The sequence below is a fragment of the Bradyrhizobium sp. USDA 4011 genome, assembly GCF_054063415.1.
In genome coordinates this window covers 6,588,655-6,611,598 of the sequence record NZ_JBSSGG010000001.1, presented here as the reverse complement: position 1 = coordinate 6,611,598, position 22,944 = coordinate 6,588,655, and the positions used below count along the sequence as shown (strand labels likewise).

Annotated in this window: 13 protein-coding genes; 9 read left to right on the top strand and 4 right to left on the bottom strand. The window is 65.3% G+C overall.

The window, feature by feature from the left end; all coding sequences use genetic code 11:
* The first annotated feature begins 53 nt into the window (after positions 1-53).
* Together ACVW1C_RS31120 and ACVW1C_RS31115 are read left to right on the top strand one after the other, a co-directional pair.
* On the top strand, positions 54-542 hold the full coding sequence (locus ACVW1C_RS31120) for a gluconokinase (RefSeq protein WP_456763222.1): 489 nt from the start codon (positions 54-56) through the stop codon (positions 540-542).
* Entirely contained in the window at positions 539-1,345 is an 807-nt protein-coding gene (locus ACVW1C_RS31115; RefSeq protein WP_456761530.1) for an HAD family hydrolase, read from the top strand. The genes ACVW1C_RS31120 and ACVW1C_RS31115 overlap by 4 nt, the downstream gene beginning before the upstream one ends.
* Positions 1,346-1,386: 41 nt before the next feature.
* On the opposite strand, the gene ACVW1C_RS31110 is transcribed toward ACVW1C_RS31115, so the two are convergent.
* Together ACVW1C_RS31110 and malQ are read right to left on the bottom strand one after the other, a co-directional pair.
* Positions 1,387-3,195: a glycoside hydrolase family 15 protein gene (locus tag ACVW1C_RS31110; RefSeq protein WP_456761529.1), complete on the bottom strand. Its 1,809-nt coding sequence runs from the start codon at positions 3,193-3,195 to the stop codon at positions 1,387-1,389.
* Positions 3,196-3,213: 18 nt separating this feature from the next.
* Complete coding sequence (gene malQ / locus ACVW1C_RS31105; RefSeq protein ID WP_456761528.1) at positions 3,214-5,160, bottom strand: 4-alpha-glucanotransferase; 1,947 nt, start codon at positions 5,158-5,160, stop codon at positions 3,214-3,216.
* 203 nt (positions 5,161-5,363) lie between these two features.
* Here malQ and ACVW1C_RS31100 point away from each other — a divergent pair, with 203 nt between their 5' ends.
* From ACVW1C_RS31100 to treY, 6 genes are read left to right on the top strand one after another with little or no spacing between them, the layout of a single operon-like run.
* The gene (locus tag ACVW1C_RS31100) at positions 5,364-7,310 is read left to right on the top strand and encodes an alpha-1,4-glucan--maltose-1-phosphate maltosyltransferase (RefSeq protein ID WP_456761527.1); all 1,947 of its coding nucleotides are present in this window, start codon (positions 5,364-5,366) and stop codon (positions 7,308-7,310) included.
* A 10-nt stretch (positions 7,311-7,320) separates the two neighbouring features.
* The gene (gene treS / locus ACVW1C_RS31095; RefSeq protein WP_456761526.1) at positions 7,321-10,626 is read left to right on the top strand and encodes a maltose alpha-D-glucosyltransferase; all 3,306 of its coding nucleotides are present in this window, start codon (positions 7,321-7,323) and stop codon (positions 10,624-10,626) included.
* Positions 10,623-12,770 (top strand): 1,4-alpha-glucan branching protein GlgB, encoded by a 2,148-nt coding sequence (gene glgB, locus ACVW1C_RS31090; RefSeq protein ID WP_456761525.1) that lies wholly within the window; start codon positions 10,623-10,625, stop codon positions 12,768-12,770. Before treS ends, glgB begins: the two co-directional genes overlap by 4 nt.
* A 3-nt stretch (positions 12,771-12,773) precedes the next feature.
* Positions 12,774-14,846 carry a glycogen debranching protein GlgX gene (gene glgX / locus ACVW1C_RS31085; RefSeq protein ID WP_456761524.1) on the top strand — a complete coding sequence of 691 codons (2,073 nt, stop codon included), beginning with the start codon at positions 12,774-12,776 and terminating at the stop codon, positions 14,844-14,846.
* Positions 14,843-16,615, top strand: coding sequence for a malto-oligosyltrehalose trehalohydrolase (treZ, locus tag ACVW1C_RS31080; protein ID WP_456761523.1), 1,773 nt, complete (start codon positions 14,843-14,845; stop codon positions 16,613-16,615). Before glgX ends, treZ begins: the two co-directional genes overlap by 4 nt.
* A gap of 4 nt (positions 16,616-16,619) precedes the next feature.
* Entirely contained in the window at positions 16,620-19,403 is a 2,784-nt protein-coding gene (gene treY / locus ACVW1C_RS31075; protein ID WP_456761522.1) for a malto-oligosyltrehalose synthase, read from the top strand.
* Positions 19,404-19,412: 9 nt separating this feature from the next.
* Here the strand turns inward: treY and ACVW1C_RS31070 are convergent, their stop codons facing one another.
* Entirely contained in the window at positions 19,413-19,721 is a 309-nt protein-coding gene (locus ACVW1C_RS31070) for a polyhydroxyalkanoic acid system family protein (RefSeq protein WP_456761521.1), read from the bottom strand.
* Positions 19,722-19,886: 165 nt separating this feature from the next.
* Between ACVW1C_RS31070 and ACVW1C_RS31065 the strand changes: the two genes are divergently transcribed.
* Positions 19,887-20,051, top strand: coding sequence for a DUF3309 family protein (locus ACVW1C_RS31065; RefSeq protein ID WP_021080901.1), 165 nt, complete (start codon positions 19,887-19,889; stop codon positions 20,049-20,051).
* A gap of 174 nt (positions 20,052-20,225) precedes the next feature.
* Here ACVW1C_RS31065 and ligD read toward each other — a convergent pair whose 3' ends face one another.
* Positions 20,226-22,850, bottom strand: a complete 2,625-nt coding sequence (gene ligD / locus ACVW1C_RS31060; protein WP_456761520.1) for a DNA ligase D — start codon at positions 22,848-22,850, stop codon at positions 20,226-20,228.
* Between the last annotated feature and the right edge of the window lie 94 nt (positions 22,851-22,944).

Here is a 22,944-nt window from a genome sequence, read left to right as displayed (position 1 = left end):
TTCCTTGGGTGACTTTCTTGGGTGACGGACAAAACCCCTGCGCACTGGTCGTGATGGGCGTCTCGGGCTCGGGCAAGAGCACCATTGCCGACCGCCTTGCGATCAGGATCGGCTGGCGCTTCGAGGACGGCGACAGCTTTCACCCGCCGAGCAATGTCGCGAAGATGCATTCCGGCCAGCCGCTCACCGACGAGGATCGCTGGCCCTGGCTGCGCGCGATTGCCAATGAGATCGACCGCACCTGCGGCGTCCGCGAGCGCGCCGTCATCGCCTGCTCCGCACTGAAGCGCGCCTATCGCGACATCCTGGTGCACGGCCGCGACGACATCCGCATCGTCTTCCTCGACGGCACAGAGGAGCTGATCGCCACACGGCTGGCCGCGCGCAAGGACCATTTCATGCCGCCGGGCCTGCTCGCCAGCCAGTTCAAGACGCTGGAGCCGCCGACGCCCGACGAACGCCCGATCACGGTTGCGATCGACCGTTCGGTCGACACCATCGTCGAAGACATTGTCAGTCAACTGAAACTGGACCGCCCATGACCCGCATCGCCCTTGTCGTATCCGATGTCGACGGCACGCTGCTCACCAAGGACAAGACCCTGACCGACGGCGCCCTGACCGCGGTGCGCAGGCTGCATGAGGCGGGCATCGGCTTCACCATCGTCTCCAGCCGGCCGACGATCGGGATGGGTTTTCTGGTCGAGCCGCTCGCGATCACGCTACCGATCGGCGCCTTCAACGGCTCTTCGATCGTCGATCCGCAATTGCAGCCGATCGAGCAGCATGTGATCCCGCCGGCGGCCGCCAGGCGCAGCGTCGACCTGCTCCGCGAGCGCGGCGTCGACATCTGGCTGTTCACCAACGACCGCTGGCTGACGCGAAATCCCGACGGCGAGTACAACGCGCACGAAAAGCGCGCGATCAAGCATGATCCGACCATCGTCAGCGATTTCACGCCCTATCTCGACCAGGCCTGCAAGATCGTCGGCGCGAGCTCGGATGCGCCTCTGCTGCAGCGCTGCGAGGCGGAGATGCAGCAGATGGTCGGCAATGATGCGACCGCGGTCCGCTCGCAGACCTACTATCTCGACGTCACCCCGCCCGGCCACGACAAGGGCACCTTCGTCGAGGGCATCGCGAAACGCCTCGGCGTGGCGCTGGAGAATGTCGCCACGATCGGCGACATGCAGAACGATCTGCCGATGTTCGCGCGAAGCGGCGTCTCGTTCGCGATGGGCAATGCCAGCGACGACGTCAAGGCGCGCGCCAAGCATGTCACCGAAACCAACGAGCACGACGGTTTCGCGCGCGCGATGGACACGGTGCTGACGATGGGCCGTTAGGGTGGCTTTCTAAGAAGATCGTGCGCAAAGCAAAACCACGATCACGTCGACCGCTGCACCGCGGGTTTGTCGGCGTCGGCCCTGGCGGCGCTGAGATTGTGTGCGGTGTTGATCAGTGCGATATGGGTCAGCGCCTGCGGAAAGTTGCCGGTCTGCCGGCCGGCGCCGGAGTCGAACTCCTCCGCCAGCAGCCCGAGATCGTTGGCGACCGCCACCACGCGTTCGAACATGGTTTGCGCCTTGTCGAGATCTCCTGCCAGCACATGGGCGTCGGCAAGCCACAGGCTGCAGGCCAGGAACGCGCCCTCGATCGGCTGGATCTCGTCGGACACCTCGCGCGGATCGTGCCGCAGCACGAACCCATCGCGCATCATGCGCCGCTCGACCGCCGCGATCGTGCCGCGGATGCGCGGATCGGACGGCGGCAGGAAGCCGACCGACGGCAACAACAGCAGGCTGGCGTCGAGCATCTTTGAGTCATAGCTCTCGACGAAGCTGTTGAGATCAGGATCGAAGCCGCGCCGGCAAACGTCGCGATGAATGGCCTCGCGCAGCACCCGCCATTTGACCAGCGGCCCCTTGAAGCCGAACCGCTCCGCGCTCTTGATGGCGCGGTCGAAGGCGACCCAGCACATCACCTTGGAGAACACGTAGTGTCTGGGCGTGCTGCGGCGCTCCCAGATGCCGTGATCCGGCTGGTCCCAGACATCGGCGAGATGACTGACGACGGTGCATTCGAGCGACCAGCTCTGCTCATCGAGTTTCAACTTGGCCATGCGGGACTGGTGGAAGGCGTCGATCAGCTCGCCATAGACGTCGAGTTGCAGCTGCGCATGCGCGGCGTTGCCGACGCGGACCGGTCGCGCCCCCTCATAGCCGGGCAGCCAGCCGGCTTCCCATTCCAGCAGGCGCCGCTGCCCCAGGATGCCGTACATGATCTGCATGTCGGCAGGAGCGCCGGCCGCGGCCCGCAGCAGCCAGTTGTGCCAGGCGGCCGCTTCCTCGGTGTAGCCCGAATTCATCAGCGCCAGCAGCGTGAAGGTGGCGTCGCGCAGCCAGCAGAACCGGTAGTCCCAGTTGCGCGCGCCGCCGAGTTTTTCCGGCAATGACGTGGTCGGTGCGGCGACGATGCCGCCGGTGGGCCTGAAGGTCAGCGCCTTCAGCGTGATCAGCGAACGCATCACGAGGCTGCGCCGATAGCTGCCGTCATAGGTCGAACGGCTGCACCATTCCTTCCAGTATGCCTCGGTATCTTTCAGCGCCGCCTCGGGATCGATCGGCTCCGGCACCGGATGATACGACGCACCGTATGTCAGGACGAACGGCACGGTGTCGCCCTCGCCTACTTCGAACTCGGCAAGCGTGGTCAGGTCCTTGCCCAATGTCTTAACCGGCGTGCGCAGCACGGTCATGTCCTGTCCGCTGATCGCCAACAGTCCGTCGCCGTCCGGGTTCTTCTTCACCCAGGGGACATCGACGCCGAAGCCGAAGCGGATCACCAGCTCCATGTGCATCTTGACGCGGCCGCTGATGCCGCGAACCAGGCGGACCACGTCGGAGGCATTGCCGCGCGGCGGCATGAAGTCGATCAGCGCGACCACTCCATCCTCGGTCTCGAACCGCGTCTCGAGGATCAGCGTATCGTCCCAATAGTGGCGGGAGGTCTGTCTGACCTCCCCGGCCGGCGCCAGCAGCCAGCGGCCATTCCGAGACGTGCCGAGCAGCGCCGCAAAGCAGGCGTCGGAATCGAACGCCGGCCAGCACAGCCAGTCGATCGAGCCGTCACGGCCGACCAGCGCTGCGGTCTCGCAATCGCCAATCAGTCCATAGTCTTCGATACGAGAGGCCACGCGCCGTGCTCCGCGTTGTCAGGCGTGCGACCGTTCGCGGGTTGCACGCTTGAGCGCATCGATGTCGATCGCCGATGCGAGATGCTCGATCGAGACCGGTAGCCGCCGTTTCCAGTTCGGATGCTCATAGACGGTGCCGGGGATGTTCGGCTGCTCGACGATGCCGAGCAAATCCTCCATCGAAACCGCCATCATCCGCGACTGCGTCCGTGCCATGAAGTTCACCACCGAATAGAAATCATTGTGGTGGATGTCGTGACGGCGCAGCACGTCGTCGAGATGGCCGAGCGCATCCCAGCGCCCCTGGTCGGTCTCGCCGGGATCGATCCCGAGCGCGCGCTTGGTCTTGAGGTCGCTGAACGAGCGCCAGCCGGCGTAGGTCGACAGGTCGTGGGTGTTGAACGTCACCAGCGCATTCGGCAGATAGAAGTCGGCGTTGCGGAAGACGCCCTGGTCGTCGGTCTCGAACATCATCACGAGATAGGACCAGATGCCCCAGCCGTTCATCTGCTCGCGGAACCCCGGGGGCACGGTGCCGAGGTCCTCGCCGATCACGACGCAGCGGCTCGCAACGCTCTCCTGCGCGGTCGCCGCCAGCAACGCCTCGAACGGCATCAGCACATAGGCGCCATTGGCCGGGCCGAACCCGCGCGGCACGAGATAAAGCCGCTTCAGCCCGAAGGCGTGGTCGAGCCTGATCGCGCCGGCATGGTGCATCGAGGCGCGCAGCATCTGCCTGAACGGCTCGAACGAGCGCTGCTCGAGGCCCGCGGCATTGAAGCCGGCAAGCCCCCAGTCCTGGCCTGCGGTGTTGAGCGGGTCAGGCGGCGCGCCAACGCCGAGATGACGCGAGATCGCGACCTGCTCATTCCAGGCGTCGAAGCCATCCGACTGCACGCCGACGGCGACGTCGAGATAGAGCCCGACCCGCATGCCGAGCTTGTGCGCGAGCGCCTGGCAGGCGCCGAGCTGCCGGTCCGCCGTCCATTGCACGAATTCGACGAATTCGACCTCAGTGGCGGTGTCGCGCGCCCGGCGCAATTTCGCGCACGCCGTATCGTCGGGCTGCCGCCACTCGTCCGGCCATTCCCACCACGGCGTGTTGAGTTTGTGCCGCATCACCTCGAAGCAGGCGAAGCGCGACAGCAGCCCGCCCTGCTCCTTGCGATAGGCCTCGAAATCCTGCCAGCGGCCGAGGCCGGGATTGGCCTTGAAGGCCGCGAAGGCCGCGCGCAGCGCGGGCCATTTCAGCGCCGCGGCACCGACATAGTCGACCATGTCACGGCTGCGGAGCTGCGCGAGTGCGGCTTGCGTCTCTGCATCGGCGTGGAATTCGGGAATCTTCGCGACGTCGATATAAAGCGCGTTGAGGAATAGCCGGCTGTTCGGCGAGTATGGGCTGCAATCGCCAGGCCGATCGTCGAACAGCGCATGCAGCGGATTGAGCCCGATACCGTCGGCGCCGAGCCGATGGGCGAATTCGAGCAGGCCCTGCAGATCGGTGAAGTCGCCGATGCCCCAGTTGCGCGCCGACCGCACGCCATAGAGCTGGACCGCGATCACCCAGCAGCGGTCGAACGCGCCGCCGAATGCGCCGTCCGGCGCCACCAGAAACGGCAGTTCCTCGCTGCCCGAGGCGTCCTTGAGCTGCAACCGGTGCACGCCCTCGGGCAGGCCCGACGGCCACGTCACACTCCGCTCATGCGCCTCGCCTTGCGCGAGCACCGCAGTGCCGCTGGTGAGCTTCCATTGCACCGGAAGCCGGGGCGCCTCCGCGAGTTGCGTCTGTCCGCCATGGCCGCCTCTGACGACCACGGGATCGGCGATCATCCGACGCGGCGCCTGGGGCGGCAGCGCCGCGAGGATCGCCGTCAGCGCCTCGGGGGTTGTCACACGGCGGTGACCGCTCCCATCGATATACTCGGTCTGGATTCCCAGGGTCTGGGCTTTGGCGTAAAGGTCCATTCGGCACGCTGCCTGCTCGCAACGGTATTGGGATCGTTGCTAAATTGTACAGATACGGGAAAGGGATAGTTGATGTTCAACGCTCTACCCTATCCGGCGTTCCCACCGGGAACCAATGCCCGGCGAGCGGCTTTCTATATGGGTCTGGCGTGCCTCCTTCCCGGCGCGGGGACTTCATTTGCCTATTCAATGGCGGCATCACCGTGAACAAAACCGCCCGGCCTGTCGAGAGTGCCCACAGCACTTTTCATATTACCGATGTCTATCCGTCGGTTGATGGCGGCCGCTTTGCGGTCAAGCGCATCGCGGGCGAACCTGTCGAGGTGTGGGCCGACATCTACCGTGACGGACATGATGTGATCGCAGCGGCATTGGTGTGGCGGCATGAGGGCGACGGCGAATGGCAACACGCGCCGATGACGCCGCACAGCGACGACCGCTGGGGCGGCGCCTTCGTGCCCGACCGGCCCGGCCGCTACAGCTTCGCGATCGAGGCCTGGACCGACGAATTCGCCAGCTGGCGGCATCGCTTCGAGCACAAGCAGCGCGACGGTGGCGACCACACGCTGGATGCCGTCGAAGGCGCGGGCATGCTGACCCGGGCGCAGGCCGGTGGCCCGGCCGCGGCCGCAATCATCATCAGGCAGTGCGAAATCTTTCTGCAGACCGGCGAGCCGGGCGCGCTGCTCGCACCGGAATTGCGGGAGGCGATGGCCGACAGCCAGTTTCGCCGCGACCTGATGCGATCGCAGCTCTATCCTCTCACCGCCGACCGGCCGCGGGCGCGCAGCGGCGCCTGGTACCAGATGTTTCCGCGCAGCCAGGGCAAGACACCGGGCGTGCACGCGACCTTCAACGACTGCATCGCGCGGCTGCCCGATATCGCGGCGATGGGCTTCGACGTTGTGTTGCTGGCGCCGATCCACCCGATCGGGCGGACCCATCGCAAGGGCCGCAACAATGCCGCCATCGCGCAGGCGGTCGATCCCGGCAGCCCCTACGCGATCGGTGCGGCCGAGGGCGGCCACGACGCGGTCCATCCGGAGCTTGGCACGCTCGACGACTTTCGCGCCTTCGTCGCGGCATGCCAAGCCCATGGCCTCGAGGTCGCGCTCGATTTCGCCGTGCAATGCTCGCCCGATCATCCCTGGCTCACCGCGCATCCGGAATGGTTCAAGCGGCGTCCGGACGGGTCGATGCGCACGGCCGAACATCCGCCGCAGCGCTGGGACGATGTCGTCAATCCGGATTTCGGATCCGCGGATGCCGCGGCGCTCTGGCGTGCGCTACGCGACGTGGTGCTGTTCTGGGTCGAACAGGGTGTGAAAATCTTCCGGGTCGACAATCCGCACACCAGGCCGCTGGCATTCTGGGAATGGCTGATCCGCGAGGTGCAGGACCGCGATCCGGACGTGCTGTTCCTTTCGGAGGCTTTCGCGCGGCCGAAACTGATGAAGGGTCTCGCCAAGCTCGGCTTCACGCAGTCGTACACTTACTTCACCTGGCGCACCCAGCGTTCCGAGCTCGAACAGTATCTCGGCGAGTTGATATCCTATCCCGATCGTGACTTTTTTCGGCCGAATTTCTTCGTCAACACACCTGACATCCTGCCCTTCCACCTGCAAAGCGGCGAATCCTGGATGTTCAAGTCGCGTCTCGCGCTGGCCGCGACGCTTTCAAGCAACTACGGCATCTATAGCGGCTTCGAGCTGCTCGAGCACACACCGGTGCCCGGCCGCGAGGAATATCTCAACTCCGAGAAATACGAAATCAGGGTTCGCGACTGGGATCAGGCCGGGAACATCAAGCCCTATATCGCGGCGCTCAACCAGATCAGGCGCGGCAATCCGGCCCTGCAACAATTCGCCAATCTGCGCTTTGTCAACGTCGATGACGGCGGCGTGATCGGCTTCGTCAAGGAGGCGGCCGATCAGGGCAATGTGATCGCGGCCGCGATTGCGTTATCGTCCGAGCCCCGCGACGTCTGGCTTCCGCTCGGCGACGTCACGGTCGGTGGCGATGCCCGCCGCCCCGTCACCGCCGTGGAACACCTTGTCACCGGCGAGCGTCATGCGCTCGAATGGGGAGGCATCCGCCTGCATCTGGATCCTGCGCGCGATCCCGCGTTGCTGTTGCGCTGTGTCGCCTGAAGGAGCCGTCATGAACGTATTCTCCTCCGTCAATAGCCAGGAGAAGGTCGCGACCGAGACCGCGGACCAGCTGTGGTACAAGGACGCCATCATCTACCAGCTGCACGTCAAGGCGTTCGCCGACAGCAACAATGACGGCATCGGCGACTTCGCAGGCCTGACGGAGAAGCTTGGCTATCTGCAGGAGCTCGGCGTCACCGCGCTGTGGCTGCTGCCGTTCTATCCCTCGCCCGGCCGCGACGACGGCTACGACATCGCCGATTACGGCGACATCAATCCCGATTTCGGAACGATGAAGGACTTCAAGCGCTTCATCCAGGAGGCCAAGAAGCGCGGTCTGCGCGTCATCACCGAGCTCGTCATCAACCACACCTCGGACCAGCATGCCTGGTTCAAGCGCGCGCGCCGCAGCCCGCCGAATTCGAGCGCGCGCAGCTGGTACGTCTGGAGCGACACCGACCAGAAATACCTCGATACAAGGATCATCTTCACCGACACGGAGAAGTCGAACTGGACCTGGGATCCGGAGGCCGGCCAGTTCTATTGGCACCGCTTCTTCTCGCACCAGCCGGACCTCAACTTCGACAATCCGCGCGTGGTGCGCGCCATCGTGCAGGTGATGAAGCGCTGGCTCGACACCGGCGTCGACGGCTTCCGGCTCGACGCGATTCCCTATCTGTGCGAGCGCGACGGCACCAACAATGAGAACCTGCCGGAGACGCATGCCATCATCAAACGGCTGCGCCAGGAACTCGACGCCTATGCCAAGGGCAAGGTCCTCTTGGCCGAGGCCAATCAATGGCCGGAAGACGTGCAAGAATATTTCGGCCATGGCGACGAATGCCACATGGCCTACCACTTCCCGCTGATGCCGCGCATCTACATGGCGATCGCGCAGGAAGACCGCTTTCCGATCACCGACATCCTCAGGCAGACGCCCGACATCCCGTCAGCCTGCCAGTGGGCGCTGTTCCTGCGCAATCACGACGAGCTGACGCTGGAGATGGTCACCGACGTCGAGCGCGACTATCTGTGGTCGACCTACGCCAACGACCCGCGCGCCCGCATCAATGTCGGCATCCGCCGCCGCCTTGCGCCGCTGATGGACAACGACCGCCGCAAGATCGAACTGATGAACTCGCTCCTGCTATCGTTCCCCGGCACGCCGATCATCTACTACGGCGACGAGATCGGCATGGGCGACAACATCTATCTCGGCGACCGCAACGGCGTGCGGACGCCGATGCAGTGGTCGCCGGACCGCAACGGCGGCTTCTCGCGCGCCGACCCGGCGCGGCTCTACGCGCCGACGATCATGGACCCGGTCTATGGCTATGAGGCCGTCAATGTCGAGGCGCAATCGCGCAGCCTGTCGTCGCTGCTGTCGGCGACCAAGCGGCTGATCGCGGTGCGCAAGTCGACGCTTGCCTTCGGGCGCGGCACCATGACCTTCATCCGCCCCGAGAACCGCTCGGTGCTCGCCTATGTCAGGCAGTACCAGGGCGAGGCGATCCTGTGCGTCGCCAATTTGTCGCGCTCCGCGCAGGCCACCGAGCTCGACCTCTCCGCCTTCAAGGACCGCATTCCGCTCGAGATGCTCGGACGCACGCGCTTCCCGGCGATTGGCGAGCTGCCCTACATGATCACGCTGGCGCCCTACGGCTTCTACTGGTTCCAGCTGCAGGAGCGCGACAAGTCCGAGCCGGTGAAGCCGCGGGCGGTGCCGGAGTTCGAGACGCTGGTCGTACCGCTCGGTTCGACCTGGACGTCGCTGGCGCGGGAGCGCGGCGTGTTCGAGCACGACGTGCTGCCCGGCCATCTCGCCCGCTCGCGCTGGTACCCGGAGCATTCCGCGAAAGCGATCCAGCCGACGCTGGTGTCCGCGATCCCGTTCTGCGACATCGGTGACAACCGGCCCTGGCTGATCTTCTTCGAAACCACGGAGCGCGGCACCACCAGCCGCTACGTGCTGCCGATGCAGATCGAATGGGTGCGCTTCGACCGCGAGCGCTACAACCCGCGCGCCTTTGCCGCGATCCGTCAGGGCGCGCGCGAGGGCACGCTGCTCGATGTCGCCACCGACCAGATCTTCACCGGCCTGTTCCTGCGCAATCTCAGGGAAAACCTCACGGTCGACGAGAGCGAACAGGGCCTGAAGCTCGAATTCCGGCCGACCAGCCGCTTCTCCGACCGCCCGGTCCGGCAGCCCGAGCGGATCCGCGTCTTCGAGAACGATCAGCCGCATTCGACTGCGCTGGTCGACAACGAATATGTCACCAAGATTTACCGGAAGCTCGAGGTCGGCATCAATCCGGAGATCGAGATGGGCCGCTTCCTCACCGAAGTGGTCAATTTCCCCAACACACCGGCATTGCTCGGCACATCGGAACTGGTGGAGGGTGACAATCGCAGCGCGATCGCGGTGCTGCACGCCATGGTGGTTAACCAGGGCGACCTCTGGACCGTGGCCGCTGCGCACCTCGATCGCCTCGTCGAGCGGCAGCGCCTGCTGGCGGCGAGCGAAAATCCCGATGAGAACGGCGATCATGCGACTTACCTGCGCCATCTGTCGCACGGCGGAAAACGTCTCGCCGAGCTGCACATCGCGCTCGCCAGCAACCGCGACCTGCCGGATTTCGCACCCGAACCGACCAGGCCCGAAGACCTGCAGCGCTGGAGCGACGAGATCATGGCGCGCGCCGAACGCGTGTTCGACACGCTGAAGCAGCGGCGCGGCACCCTGAAAGAGGCCGACCGGCTGCTGGCCGATCAATTGCAGGCCCAGCACGACATGCTGCCGGACCGGCTCAAGGCCCTGCTGCCGCGCGAGACCGACGGCTTCAGCATCCGCCACCATGGCGACCTGCATCTCGGCCAGTTGCTGGTCGTCAAGGACGATGTCTTCATCATCGATTTTGACGGCGGGCCGGGCCGCACCATCGCCGAGCGGCGCCGCAAGGCACCGGCGGCGCGCGACGTCGCCGGCCTGATCCGCTCGATCGACTATGCTGCGACTGCCGCGCTGGAACGGGCCCTCAAGGTCGCGCCTGACGAGAGCGGCAGGCTGAGCCTCGCTTTGGCCGAATGGCGCGACCAGGCCGCGGATGCCCTGCTGGCGGCCTATCGCGAAACCATGGCCGGGCAGCGGCTGTGGCCCGCCGACGCCAGGGCGGCCGACCGCCTGCTCAACTTTTTCCTGCTTGAGAAAGCCTTCTACGAGATCGAGTATGAGCTGGCCAACCGGCCGGATTGGCTCCGCGTCCCACTGGCTGGCCTGTTGAGACTCCTGGCCCAACAGCCGCATGAGGTTGCATGAATAAGTTGCCCGCCGAGGCCTATGCCATCATCGAGGGCCGCCACTCCGATCCCTTCCACTATCTCGGCCTCCACGCCGAGGGAGATCGCAACGTCGTGCGCGCCTTCCTGCCTGACGCCAGCAATGTCGAGGCGATCGGGGAGCATGGCGAGACGGCGCCGCTGGCCAAAATCCATGACGCCGGCCTGTTCGCGGGTCCCTTGCCGAACGGCTCGACGCGCTACCAGCTCCGCGCCCGCTTCGGCGACAACGTCGTCGAACTGGAAGATGCCTACCGCTTTCCGCCGATCCTGAGCGATTTCGACCTCTATCTGCTCGGCGAGGGGACGCATATGCGCGTCTACGACACGCTCGGCGCGCATCCGATGACGCTCGACGGCGTCGACGGCATCGGCTTCGTGGTGCTGGCGCCCAACGCGCGGCGGGTCAGCGTGGTCGGCGACTTCAATTTCTGGGACGGACGGCGCCATCCGATGCGCGTCCGCGGCCCGGGCTATTGGGAGCTGTTCATCCCGCGCGCACGCGTCGGCGACCACTACAAGTTCGAGATCATCGGGCGGAACGGCCAGCATCTGCCGCTGAAGTCCGATCCGCTGGCGTTCGCCGCCGAGGTGCGTCCGAAGACCGCCTCGATCGTGATCGACGAGCGCAAGATCCCGCATCCGCGCCCGGCGCCCGATCGCGTCAACGCACTGAGCTCGCCGATGTCGATCTACGAGGTTCATCTCGGATCGTGGCGCCGCAAGGGCCGCAATGAGTGGCTGACCTATCGCGAGATGGCGGAGCAGCTTCCGGCCTATGCCAGCGACATGGGCTTCACCCATATCGAATTCCTGCCCATCACCGAGCATCCGTTCGACGGCTCGTGGGGCTATCAGCCGACCGGCATGTTCGCGCCGACCAGCCGTTTCGGCTCGCCCGACGATTTCGCCGCGCTGATCGACGCCTGCCACGGCGCAGGCCTCGCCGTGCTGCTCGACTGGGTCCCCGGGCATTTCCCCGACGATCCGCACGGTCTCGGCAATTTCGACGGCACCGCGCTCTACGAGCACGCCAATCCGTTGCAGGGCCGCCACCTCGATTGGGGCACGCTGATCTACAATTACGGGCGCACCGAGGTCACCAACTTCCTGGTGTCGAACGCGCTGTTCTGGCTCGATCGCTACGGCATCGACGGGCTGCGCGTCGATGCCGTCGCCTCCATGCTGTATCTCGACTACAGCCGTCCGGCCGGCGGCTGGATTCCGAACAAATATGGCGGCCGCGAGAATATCGAGGCGATCGACTTCCTGCGCCGCTTCAACACCGAACTCTACGCACACTTCCCGCAGGCGATGACGGCGGCGGAGGAATCCACCGCGTGGCCGCAAGTGTCGCGGCCCGTCGAATATGGCGGGCTCGGCTTCGGCTACAAGTGGAACATGGGCTGGATGCACGACACGCTGAAATATATCAGCAAGGATCCCATCCACCGCAAATTCCATCACGGCGACATCCTGTTCGGCCTGCACTACGCCTTCTCGGAGAACTTCATCCTGCCGCTGTCCCACGACGAGGTCGTGCACGGCAAGCGCTCGATCCTTGGCCGCATGCCCGGCGACGACTGGCAGCGCTTTGCCAATCTGCGCGCCTATTACAGCTTCATGTTCGGCCACCCCGGCAAGAAGCTGATGTTCATGGGCTGCGAGTTCGGCCAGGAGCGCGAATGGAATCACGACCACTCGATCGATTGGCATTTGCTGCAACAGCCGAGGCATGGCGGCATCCAGAACCTGGTCCGCGACCTCAACCGGCTCTATCGCGCGCTGCCGGCGCTGCACGAGCTCGACTGCGACCAGGCCGGCTTCGAATGGGTCATCACCGACGACGCCAGCAACAACGTGTTCGGCTGGATCCGCAAGGGCAATGATGCGCGCGCCCGCTGTCTCGTGGTCCTGAACTTCTCGCCCAACGTCTACCGCAACTATCGCGTCCGGGTGCCGTTCGCGGGCAAGTGGCACGAGGTGTTCAACTCGGATTCCTCCCACTACGGCGGCACCAATGTCGGCAATATCGGCGAGGTCCGTGCCTCGGAGGGCGCCACGCCCGAGCTGAGCCTGACCATTCCGCCGCTGGCTGCGATCTTTCTCGTACCGGAAAGCTGATCCATGCGACTGACCGGGGGTACGTCCGCACGGCTCGGTGCAAGCTGGGACGGCAGAGGCACCAATTTTGCGTTGTTCTCAGCGAATGCGGAGAAGGTGGAGCTGTGCCTGTTCGACGGCCAAGGCCGCCGCGAACTCGAGCGGATCGAGATGCCGGAGCGCACCGAGGACGTCTGGCATTGCTATCTCAACGACGTCTCGCCGGGCCAGCTTTATGGGTATCGCGTCTACGGGCCCTACGCGCCGGAGCGCGGCCACCGCTTCAACGCCAACAAGCTGTTGCTCGATCCCTATGCCAAGCGGCTCGCCGGCCGGCTGGTGTGGAGCGATGCGCATTTCGGGTATCGTACCGGCAGCGCGCGCGAGGATCTTTCGTTCGACCGGCGCGACAATGCCCGCGGCATGCCGAAGGCCGTGGTGGTCGACGAGACCTTCAACTGGGGCCGCCGCGAGATCCGGCCGCAGGTTCCCTGGCAAGACACCATCATTTATGAAGCCCACGTCAAGGGCCTGACGCAGAAGCGCGAGGACGTGCCGCCGAACCTGCGCGGCACCTATGGCGGGCTGTCGTCGCCGGCGATGATCGACCACCTCAAGCGGCTCGGCGTCACCACCATCGAGCTGTTGCCGATCCACGGCCTGATCGACGACCGCGTTTTGGTTGAGAAGAAGCTTTCGAACTACTGGGGCTACAACACCATCGCCTTCTTCGCGCCCGAGGCACGCTACGCCCAGGACAATGCGCTGGACTCGTTTCGCACCACGGTGGCGCGGCTGCACGATGCCGGCATCGAGGTGCTGCTCGACGTCGTCTACAACCACACCGCCGAGGGCAACCACATGGGCCCGACGCTGTGCTTCCGCGGCATCGACAACGCCTCCTATTACTGGCTGAACCGCGAGAACCCGCGCTTCTATGACGACTTCACCGGCTGCGGCAGCTCGGTCAACCTCACCCATCCGCGCGTGCTGCAGATGGTGATGGATTCGCTGCGCTACTGGGTCGAGGTCTGCCATGTCGACGGCTTCCGCTTCGATCTCGCCACGACGCTGGCGCGCGGACCCAACGGGTTCGATCGCAACCATCCCTTCCTCACCGCGATCCGCCAGGACCCGGTGTTGGCAACCGCCAAGATGGTCGCCGAGCCCTGGGACCTCGGTCTCGGCGGCTACCAGGTCGGCGCGTTTCCGTCGCAATGGTCGGAATGGAACGACCGCTATCGCAGCGCGATGCGGCGCTACTGGAGCGGCGAAGGCAGCTTGATCGGCGATATATCGGGCCGCATGACCGCGTCCTCGGATCTATTTCACCACGACAACCGCGCGACCCGCGCCAGCGTCAATCACATCACGGTGCATGACGGCTTCACGCTCGCCGATCTCTTCAGCTACAACGAGAAACACAATGAGGCCAATGGCGAGGACAATCGCGACGGCTCGAACGACAATCACAGCAACAATTGCGGCCATGAAGGCCCGACCGATGATCCCGCGATCATCGCGCTGCGCCGCCAGCTCAGGAAGAACGCACTGGCCTGCCTGCTGCTCGCACAGGGCACGCCGCTGATCCTTGCCGGCGACGAGGTCGCCAACACGCAAGCCGGCAACAACAACGCCTATTGCCAGGATAACGAAACAGGCTGGATCGGCTGGGAGAACCTCGGCACGGACGACGACGCCGTCGCCTTCATCGGTCATCTCACCGCGCTGCGCCAGCGCTTTGGCCAGATCCGCTGCCAGAGCTGGCTCGACGGCCGCCGCGCCGACGGCACCTATGGCGTGATCTGGCTGACGCCATCAGCGGAGGAAATGACGGAGTCCGACTGGAAATTCCCGGAAAGCCGGTTCCTCGCCTACGTGCTGGGGCCGTTGGAACAAGGGCAGGCGCCGATCTTTATCGTGCTGAACGCCGCGCCGCAGGAGATCGTGTTCAGGATGCCGAGGATGGCGGAATACAAGAGCTGGCAGCAAGTCTTGAACACGACCATGGCAGAACAAACGGCCGAGCAATTCGCCGCCGGCGCCGACGCCACGGCACCGCCGCGCTCGGTGCTGGCATTTGCAGGCGCCGCATGAGCGCGCAGCATTTCGGCCCCGAGCTGACCCCTGACGGCACGCGCTTCCGACTCTGGGCGCCGGCGGCCAAACGCGTCGACGTCCTGCTCGACAAGCCGCATACGCAGAGCCGCGATGTGCATACGCTGACCCGCGACGCCGCCGGCTGGTACGTCGCCGAGATCGCGGGCGCGCGCGCCGGCACGCGTTACAAGTTCCGCATCGACGACGAGGTCGACGTGCCCGATCCAGCCTCCGCATTCCAGCCGGACGACGTGGTCGGCCCGAGCGAGGTGATCGATCACTCAACCTTCAAATGGCGCGCGACGGAATGGCGCGGCCGGCCCTGGCACGAGGCCGTCATCCTCGAGGCCCATGTCGGCACCTTCACGTCGGAAGGCACCTACCGCGCCATGATCGACAAGCTCGATCATCTGGTGGCAACCGGCATCACCGCGCTCGAACTGATGCCGCTGGCGGATTTCGCAGGCAAGCGCAACTGGGGCTATGACGGCGTGCTGTGGTATGCGCCCGACGGCGCCTACGGCCGCCCCGAGGACCTCAAGACCCTGATCGACGAAGCGCATCTGCGCGGGCTAATGGTGATGCTCGACGTGGTCTACAACCATTTCGGCCCGGAAGGGAATTACCTCGGCCGCTATGCGCCCACTTTCTTCAGCGACGCGCATACGCCATGGGGCAGCGCGATCGATTATCGCGTACCCGAGGTGCGCGCGTTTGCGATCGGCAGCGTGGTCAACTGGCTGCGCGACTATCGCTTCGACGGGCTGCGCTTCGACGCGGTCAACACCATCGTCGAAGCCGGCGAAATCTCCATCCTGCATGACTTCAGCATGGCTGCCGGCAAGCTCGCCACGGAGACCGGCCGGCACATCAACCTCGTGCTCGAGAACGGCGACAACATTGCAAGCCTGCTCGATGCCGCCGAGGACCCGCCGCACGGCAAATTCCGCGGCCAATGGAACGACGACTATCATCACGCCTGGCATGTGCTGCTGACCGGAGAAAGCCAGGGCTACTACGGCGACTACCGGACGCCGAAGCAGGACCTCGCACGCGCGCTGTCGTCCGGCTACATCTACCAGGGCGAAGTCTCGGAGTTCTGGGGCGGCAAGGCCCGCGGCGAGCCGAGCGGCGCGCTGTCGCCGACCTGCTTCATCAACTTCCTGCAGAACCACGACCAGATCGGCAACCGGCCGCTGGGCGACCGTCTCGAGAGCATTGCAAAACCGGCGGCGATCGAGGCGGCGCTGGCGGTCACGCTGATCGCGCCGACCACGCCGATGCTGTTCATGGGCGAGGAATGGGGCGCGACGACACCCTTCCCGTTCTTCTGCGATTTCAAGGGCGACCTCGCCAACGCCGTCCGCGCCGGCCGGCGCAAGGAATTCGCCTGGGCCTACGCCAAATATGGCGGCGACATTCCCGATCCGCTTGCCGAGGAGACGGCGCGATCGGCGGTGCTCGACTGGGCTGCGCTCGAGCGCCATCCCGGCCGCGCCAGGCTGGCGCTGGTCCGCGACCTGCTCGCCGTGCGGCGGCAAGAGATCATGCCGCGGCTCCAGGGATCCCGTTTCTGCGACGCCGTCGTGGCCGGCAAGCTTTTGACGGCGCATTGGCAGATGGGCGACGGCAGCACGCTGCGGCTGACGGCCAATTTGTCGGATCGCGACATCACCGACGCACCCGAGCCTAAGGGAACTGCGATCTGGGGCGGCGCGTTGTCGAGCGACCTCCCCGGCTGGGCGGTGCGCTGGCACATCGGATAGTAAAATGCCTCCGGCGATCCCGATCGCAACCTACCGACTGCAACTTACTGCCGATTTCGACTTCGATGCCGCCGCCGCGGTGGCGCCGTATCTGAAGGCGCTCGGCATCAGCCATGTCTATGCCTCACCGTTCATGAAGGCGCGCAAGGGATCGACCCATGGCTATGACGTCGTCGACCACACCAAGTTCAACCCAGAGCTCGGCGGCGAAGAGGGCTTCGCGCGTCTGAGCGACGCGCTGAAGCGCAATGATCTCGGCCTGATCCTGGATTTCGTCCCGAACCATGTCGGCGTGCATTTTGCCGACAATCCGTGGTGGCTCGATGTGCTGGAATGGGGGCCGTTGTCGCCGCACGCGGTGTCCTTCGACATCGATTGGGACCAGCTGCCATATCGCGCGCGCGGCGGCGTGCTGCTGCCGATCCTCGGCTCGTCCTACGGTCAGGCGCTGGAGCGCGGCGAGATCGAACTGCGCTACGATGCGAGCGAAGGCAGTTTCTCCGCCTGGTATTTCGAGCACCGCCTGCCGATCGCGCCGGAGCGCTATGGCGGGGTGCTGCGGACCGTCGTCCGCGAGGCAGGCGCCGAAGACAGTCCGGCCGGGCGCGCGCTACTCGAACTCGCCGCCAGGTATCGCGGGCTGCGTCACCCGAACCGGCAGGAGGCACCGACGCTGAAGGCGGCGATCAAGGCGATCGAAGGCGGCGCCGAGCTCATCGCGCACGGACTCGACGCCTATCGCGCCGGCGAGGATCGTCCCACCCAGACGCTTGCACTGCATCATCTTCTGGAACGCCAGCACTACAAGCTCGGCCACTGGCGGCTTGCTTCCAGCGACATCAATTATCGCCGCTTCTTCGACATCAACACCCTGGCCGGCCTCAGGGTCGAGGACGCCGCTACCTTCGAGGCGAGCCACAGTCTCGTGAGGCGGCTGATTGCGGAAGACCGGCTGCAAGGCCTGCGGCTCGACCATATCGACGGCCTGCGCGATCCGGCCCAATACTTCCAGCGCCTGCGCCGCCTGATCCGCTCCGCGCAGGGCGCCAAGGCCAAGCCGATCTACATGGTGATCGAGAAGATCCTCGGCGAGGACGAGAAGCTGATGAAATTCAGCGGCGTCCATGGCACCACCGGCTATGAATGGATGAACACGATCAGCCAGGTGCTGGTCGACGGCGGCGGGCTCGATCTGATCAACGAGATCTGGCGCCAGATCAGCAACCAGTCGCCGAATTTGACGCCGGTGCTGCGCGCGGCCAAGCGCCGCGTGCTGGAGACCTTGCTGACCAGCGAATTCACCGTGCTGGCGCGGCTGCTCGCGCGTATCGCCAGCGGGCACTATTCGACCCGCGACTTCTCCGCCGACAGCCTGCGGCAGGCGCTCGAGCTCTATGTGCTGCACTTCCCGGTCTATCGCACCTATCTCGCCGCCTCCGGCCCGACCGCGCATGACCGCGCGCTGATCAGCGCGACCATCGAGCGCGCCCGTGCCGACTGGTTCGCCGCCGACGAAGGCATCTTCGACTTCCTGCGCGATGCCCTGACCATGGACCTCTTGAAGCCCGGCCGGCCGCCGCACGGTGCGCCACGGATCCGGCGCTTTGCGCTGAAGGTGCAGCAATTCACCGGGCCGATGATGGCGAAGTCGCTGGAGGACACCACCTTCTATCGCTACCACCGCCTGCTGGCACTCAACGAGGTCGGCGGCGATCCGGCGGCGAGCGCGATTGCGCCCGAGACCTTCCACGCCATGATGCAGACCCGCGCCCGCGAATGGCCGCACGGCATGACGGCGACCGCAACCCACGACACCAAGCGCGGCGAGGATGCCCGCGCCCGGATCATGGCGCTGGCGGAGATCCCCGGCGAATGGACCAGCGCGGTGGCGCGCTGGAAGGTTCTGAACGCGCCGCATCTGGTGCTCGACGGCGAGATGCGCGCCCCATCGGCAACGTTCGAATACATGCTGTATCAGACCCTGCTCGGCGCCTGGGACCCGGACAACAGTTCGCTGGTCGGGCGCATCCAGGCCTATGCCCTGAAGGCCGCGCGCGAGGGCAAGCAGGAGACCAGCTGGCTCAATCCGCACGAAGCTTACGAGGCGGGCGTGAAGACCTTCGTCGCGCGGATCCTTGATCGCACCGCCTCGCCGGAATTCCTCGACGCGCTGGACACGCTGGCACAACGCACCGCGCTGATCGGCGCGTTGAACTCGCTGAGCCAGATCACCCTGAAAGCGACGATGCCCGGCGTGCCGGATTTCTACCAGGGCACCGAAAGCTGGGATCTTTCGCTTGTCGACCCCGACAACCGTCGTCCGGTCGATTTTGCCGGTCGCGCGGACATGCTTGCGGCGCTGGAGACGCCGGATTGGAACGCACTGGCGCAAAGCTGGCACGACGGCCGCCTGAAGTTCGCCTGGACGCGGCAATTGCTGCGGCTGTGCAACGAGCTGCCCGCGGTCTTCGGCAGCGGCGACTACCAGCCGCTCACGGTCAGCGGCCCGCATCGCGATCATGTCATCGCCTTCGCACGGCGTCATGGCCGCGAGGCAGTCGTCGTCGCGGTGGCGAAATCATTTGCCCCGTTCACGCAGGGCGGACGCAGCTGGCCGCGTCCCGAAGCCTTTGAAGGCGAGATCGACCTGGCTGGATACGCGCTCGCCGGCGGTGAAAGCAGGATTCAGCTCTCGACGCTGTTCGCCAGGCTACCGGTCGCCGTGCTGAAGGCGAAAGCCGCGGCTGGAACGAAGCAAGCCCCAAAACGCGCACGCGCACACAGCTAACGTCGCGCGTCAACGCTTGGTCAGCAGCAACTGCCCGCGCTTCTGAATAGCGGCCTGCGCGACCTCGGCGAAGCGCTGCAGCAGCCACGGCAGCGTCACCTCCAGCCGCACATGGGTATCCTCGACATCGAGATGGCCGGCCGCGACCTGCCCCAACGCGCGGACGCGGAAGCTCATGCGGTTATCCTCCCAGCGCTCTTCGTCGACGCTCATCACAGGCACGTTCGCCGCTGCGCGCGACAGGCCTGTCTTCAGGCGGCGCATCGCCTCGTCGCGGCCGAGGCTGTGGGGAATCGAGACAATCAGCGGAGCCGACATCGCGGTGCACTCCTCCATGGATTCGCTTGATGTAATTGTGTTCCAGCGCGAACGGAAGGACCACACAGGTTTATCGCACCGCCGAATCCGGAACCTTCGTAGTTCCCACGTGTTTCCTTTCCCGAAGGGCAGAGATCATGGGCCCACGGGCTGAGGAGAGACTCAATGTCAATTGGAACGATCATTCTTATCATTCTGGTCATCGCGCTGCTCGGCGGCTTCAGCGGCATCGGCGGCGGACCGTTCTACGGCACCGGCTATTATGGCGGCGGCGGCCTCGGCCTCGTGATCGTGATCCTGCTGATCCTGCTGCTATTGGGACGCCTGTAGCCTGCGCGGATGTCGCGCACAATCCGCATCAACAACTGTCATCACCCGCGAAAGCGGGTGATCCCGTATTCCAGGCACGTCGACGATTGAACCGATGAGCCGTAGCGTACTGGATACGTCGCTTTCGCGGGGTATGACGGCTAAGCCAGCGGCACAAGCTTGCCTAAACGTTTGCTACTCGGCCGCGAGCTTCTTCATCGCTGCTTTGATCGACGAGGCCACATCCTCATAGCCGTCCCACGCCTTGCTCTTTGCAAGCAGCGCCGGCACCGACCGCACCGTATATTTCTTCGGATCGAGATCGCCGCGCACCTGGGTCCAGGTCAACGGCATCGACACCGTGGCGCCCGGCCGCGCCCGCGGCGACAGCACCGCGACCGCGGTCGAAAGCCGGTCGTTGCGCAGGTAGTCGAGGAAGATCTTTCCGGTGCGCTTGGCCTTGGACATGTTGATCAGATAGCGCTCGGGATCGTCCTGCGCCATCCACTGGCAGATCGCCTGCGCGAACGCCTTGGCCTCCTTCCACGTCACTCTGTCCCTGGCACCTGCGAGCAGCGGCGCCACGACATGAAGGCCCTTGCCGCCGGTGGTCTTGCAGAAGCTCTCGAGGCCGACTGCCGTGAGTCGCTGGCGCATGTCCTTGGCGGCCTCGATCACGTCGGAGAACGCGACGTCGGGCGCGGGATCGAGATCGAACACCAGCCGGCCCGGCGTGTCATAGGCATCGGGCGCGCAATTCCAGGGATGCAGCTCGAGGCCACCGAGCTGCGCGACCGCCGCCAGGCCCTCGACCTGGTCGATTTGCAGGTAGGGTTTGCGGTCGCCGGAGACCTTGGCGAGCTTGAGGAGCTTCGACGTGCCCGCCATCGCGTGGCGCTGGAAGAACGTCTCGCCCTTGATGCCGTCAGGGGCGCGCACGATCGAGCACGGCCGGCCCTTGAGATATCCGATCATCCATGTGCCAACCGCCTCGAAGTAATTGGCGAGATCGAGCTTGGTGACCGGCTCGCCGTCGCCGGCATCGGGCCACAACGCCTTGTCCGGATGGGAGATGGCGACACCCATCACCGCGCTGGACTTTCCTTTGGCCATCGGCTTCACCACTCTGGTTACGACCGGCCGTTCGGCCTCGACCTCGCGCGCCGGCTTGTCCTGGCGCAGGCCCTTGAAGGCCGCCTGGCGGATGTTGCCGGCGTCGGTCCAGCCGGCGAACTCGATCTCGGCGACCAGTTCGGGCTTCAGCCAATGCACGTCGCGGGTCTTCTTCGGCGCATCCTTGCCGCCAAACGGGCTGGTGTCTGACGCCGCCGCCTTCAGCGCCGGCATGATGCGGCGGACCGTGTCCTGGCCGAAGCCGGTGCCAACGATGCCGACAAAGACCAGATGATCGCCGCGATAGACGCCCGCCATCAGCGAGCGGAATTTGCCGTTGGTGGTCTTCCAGCCACCGATCACTACTTCATGGCCGGCGCGGATTTTCGCTTTCGTCCAGTCGTCTGAGCGCCCGGAGCGATAGGCGCCGTGGAGCCGCTTGGATACGATGCCTTCCAGCCCGAGCTTGCGCGCGGACTCCAGCACGGCGTCGCCATGCTCCTCGAAATGCTCGACATAGCGGATCAGCTTGCCCTTGCGCACGGCGAGCAGCGCCTGCAGCCGCGCCTTGCGCTCGCTGAGCGGCAGCGGCCGGAGATCCTCGGAGCCGGCAAACAGCAGATCGAACGCGTAGAAGATCAGCTTCTCAGTCTTGCCGTCGGACAGCGCCGCCTGCAGCGCCGAAAAATGGGGGATACCGTTCCCGTCGAGCGCGACGATCTCGCCGTCGATCAGGGCATCCGGCAGCTTGCCGGCCTCCTTCACGATCGCGCCGAACTTGTCGGTCCAGTCGAGCCCCTTGCGGGTCTTCACCACGGCCTCGCCATCCTGGATGCGAAACTGCACGCGATAGCCGTCGAACTTGATCTCGTGGCACCAGCCCGCTCCGTTGGGCGGGCTCTCGACCGCGGTGCAGAGCTGCGGCGAAACGAAGTCCGGCATCTCCGTCACCTGCTTCGGTTGCGCTTTCGTCCTCGCCTTCAATTGCGCCTTGAGTTTTTCCCTGGGCGCCGGCGCCTTGGTCCTGGCGCGCGCGCCGGCGGCCCTGCCGTGATTGGACTGCCAGACCGCATCCGCTTTGGCCTTGCCCTTACCCTTGGCCAGCATGAACGGCTTCGGCGCCCGGCCCTTGCCGGCCGCGATCTCTGCCATCGAGCGGCCGGAGGCGACCGAGCGGTCCTCGCCCAGGACCGCGTCGCCGTTGCCGTCCACGGCGTATTCATCGCGGTGCTTGATCAACAGCCAGTTGGTGCGCTTGCCGCCGAAACGGTCGTTCTTCATCCGCACCAGCACCCAGCTGCCGTGCAGCTTGTCGCCGTGCAGCGTGAATTTCAGGTCGCCCTTCTTGAAGCCGCGCTCGGGATCGTCGGATTCCCAAGTGCCGCGATCCCAGAGCTGCACCGTGCCGCCGCCATACTGGCCTTCCGGAATGGTGCCTTCGAAGTCGCCATAGTCGAGCGGATGGTCCTCCACCTCGACTGCCAGCCGCTTGTCATGCGGATCGAGCGAGGGCCCGCGCGTCACCGCCCAGGACTTGAAAACGCCGTCGAACTCCAGCCTGAAATCATAGTGCAGCCGCGTCGCGTCATGCTTCTGGATGACGAAGCGCCGCTGCTTGCCGGGCGCCACCTTGACGTCGCCCGACGGCTCATTGGTCTTCTCGAAGTCGCGCTTCTTGCGATAGGTGGTGAGATTTCTCAGCGACACGTGATTTCTCAGCTACACTTCCAGGTCTCGGCGCAAACCCCGGCCGCCGCCCTCGGAGCAGCCATCAGGAACCAAAACCTACGGTATCCGTTCA

Coding starts and splice junctions, on each gene's coding strand:
- glgB (WP_456761525.1), top strand. CDS start 10,623: ATGAATAAGTTGCCCGCCGAGGCCTATGCCATCATCGAGGGCCGCCAC.
- ACVW1C_RS31070 (WP_456761521.1), bottom strand. CDS start 19,721: ATGTCGGCTCCGCTGATTGTCTCGATTCCCCACAGCCTCGGCCGCGAC.
- treS (WP_456761526.1), top strand. CDS start 7,321: ATGAACGTATTCTCCTCCGTCAATAGCCAGGAGAAGGTCGCGACCGAG.
- ACVW1C_RS31115 (WP_456761530.1), top strand. CDS start 539: ATGACCCGCATCGCCCTTGTCGTATCCGATGTCGACGGCACGCTGCTC.
- treZ (WP_456761523.1), top strand. CDS start 14,843: ATGAGCGCGCAGCATTTCGGCCCCGAGCTGACCCCTGACGGCACGCGC.
- malQ (WP_456761528.1), bottom strand. CDS start 5,160: ATGGACCTTTACGCCAAAGCCCAGACCCTGGGAATCCAGACCGAGTAT.
- treY (WP_456761522.1), top strand. CDS start 16,620: ATGCCTCCGGCGATCCCGATCGCAACCTACCGACTGCAACTTACTGCC.
- ACVW1C_RS31120 (WP_456763222.1), top strand. CDS start 54: ATGGGCGTCTCGGGCTCGGGCAAGAGCACCATTGCCGACCGCCTTGCG.
- glgX (WP_456761524.1), top strand. CDS start 12,774: ATGCGACTGACCGGGGGTACGTCCGCACGGCTCGGTGCAAGCTGGGAC.
- ACVW1C_RS31065 (WP_021080901.1), top strand. CDS start 19,887: ATGTCAATTGGAACGATCATTCTTATCATTCTGGTCATCGCGCTGCTC.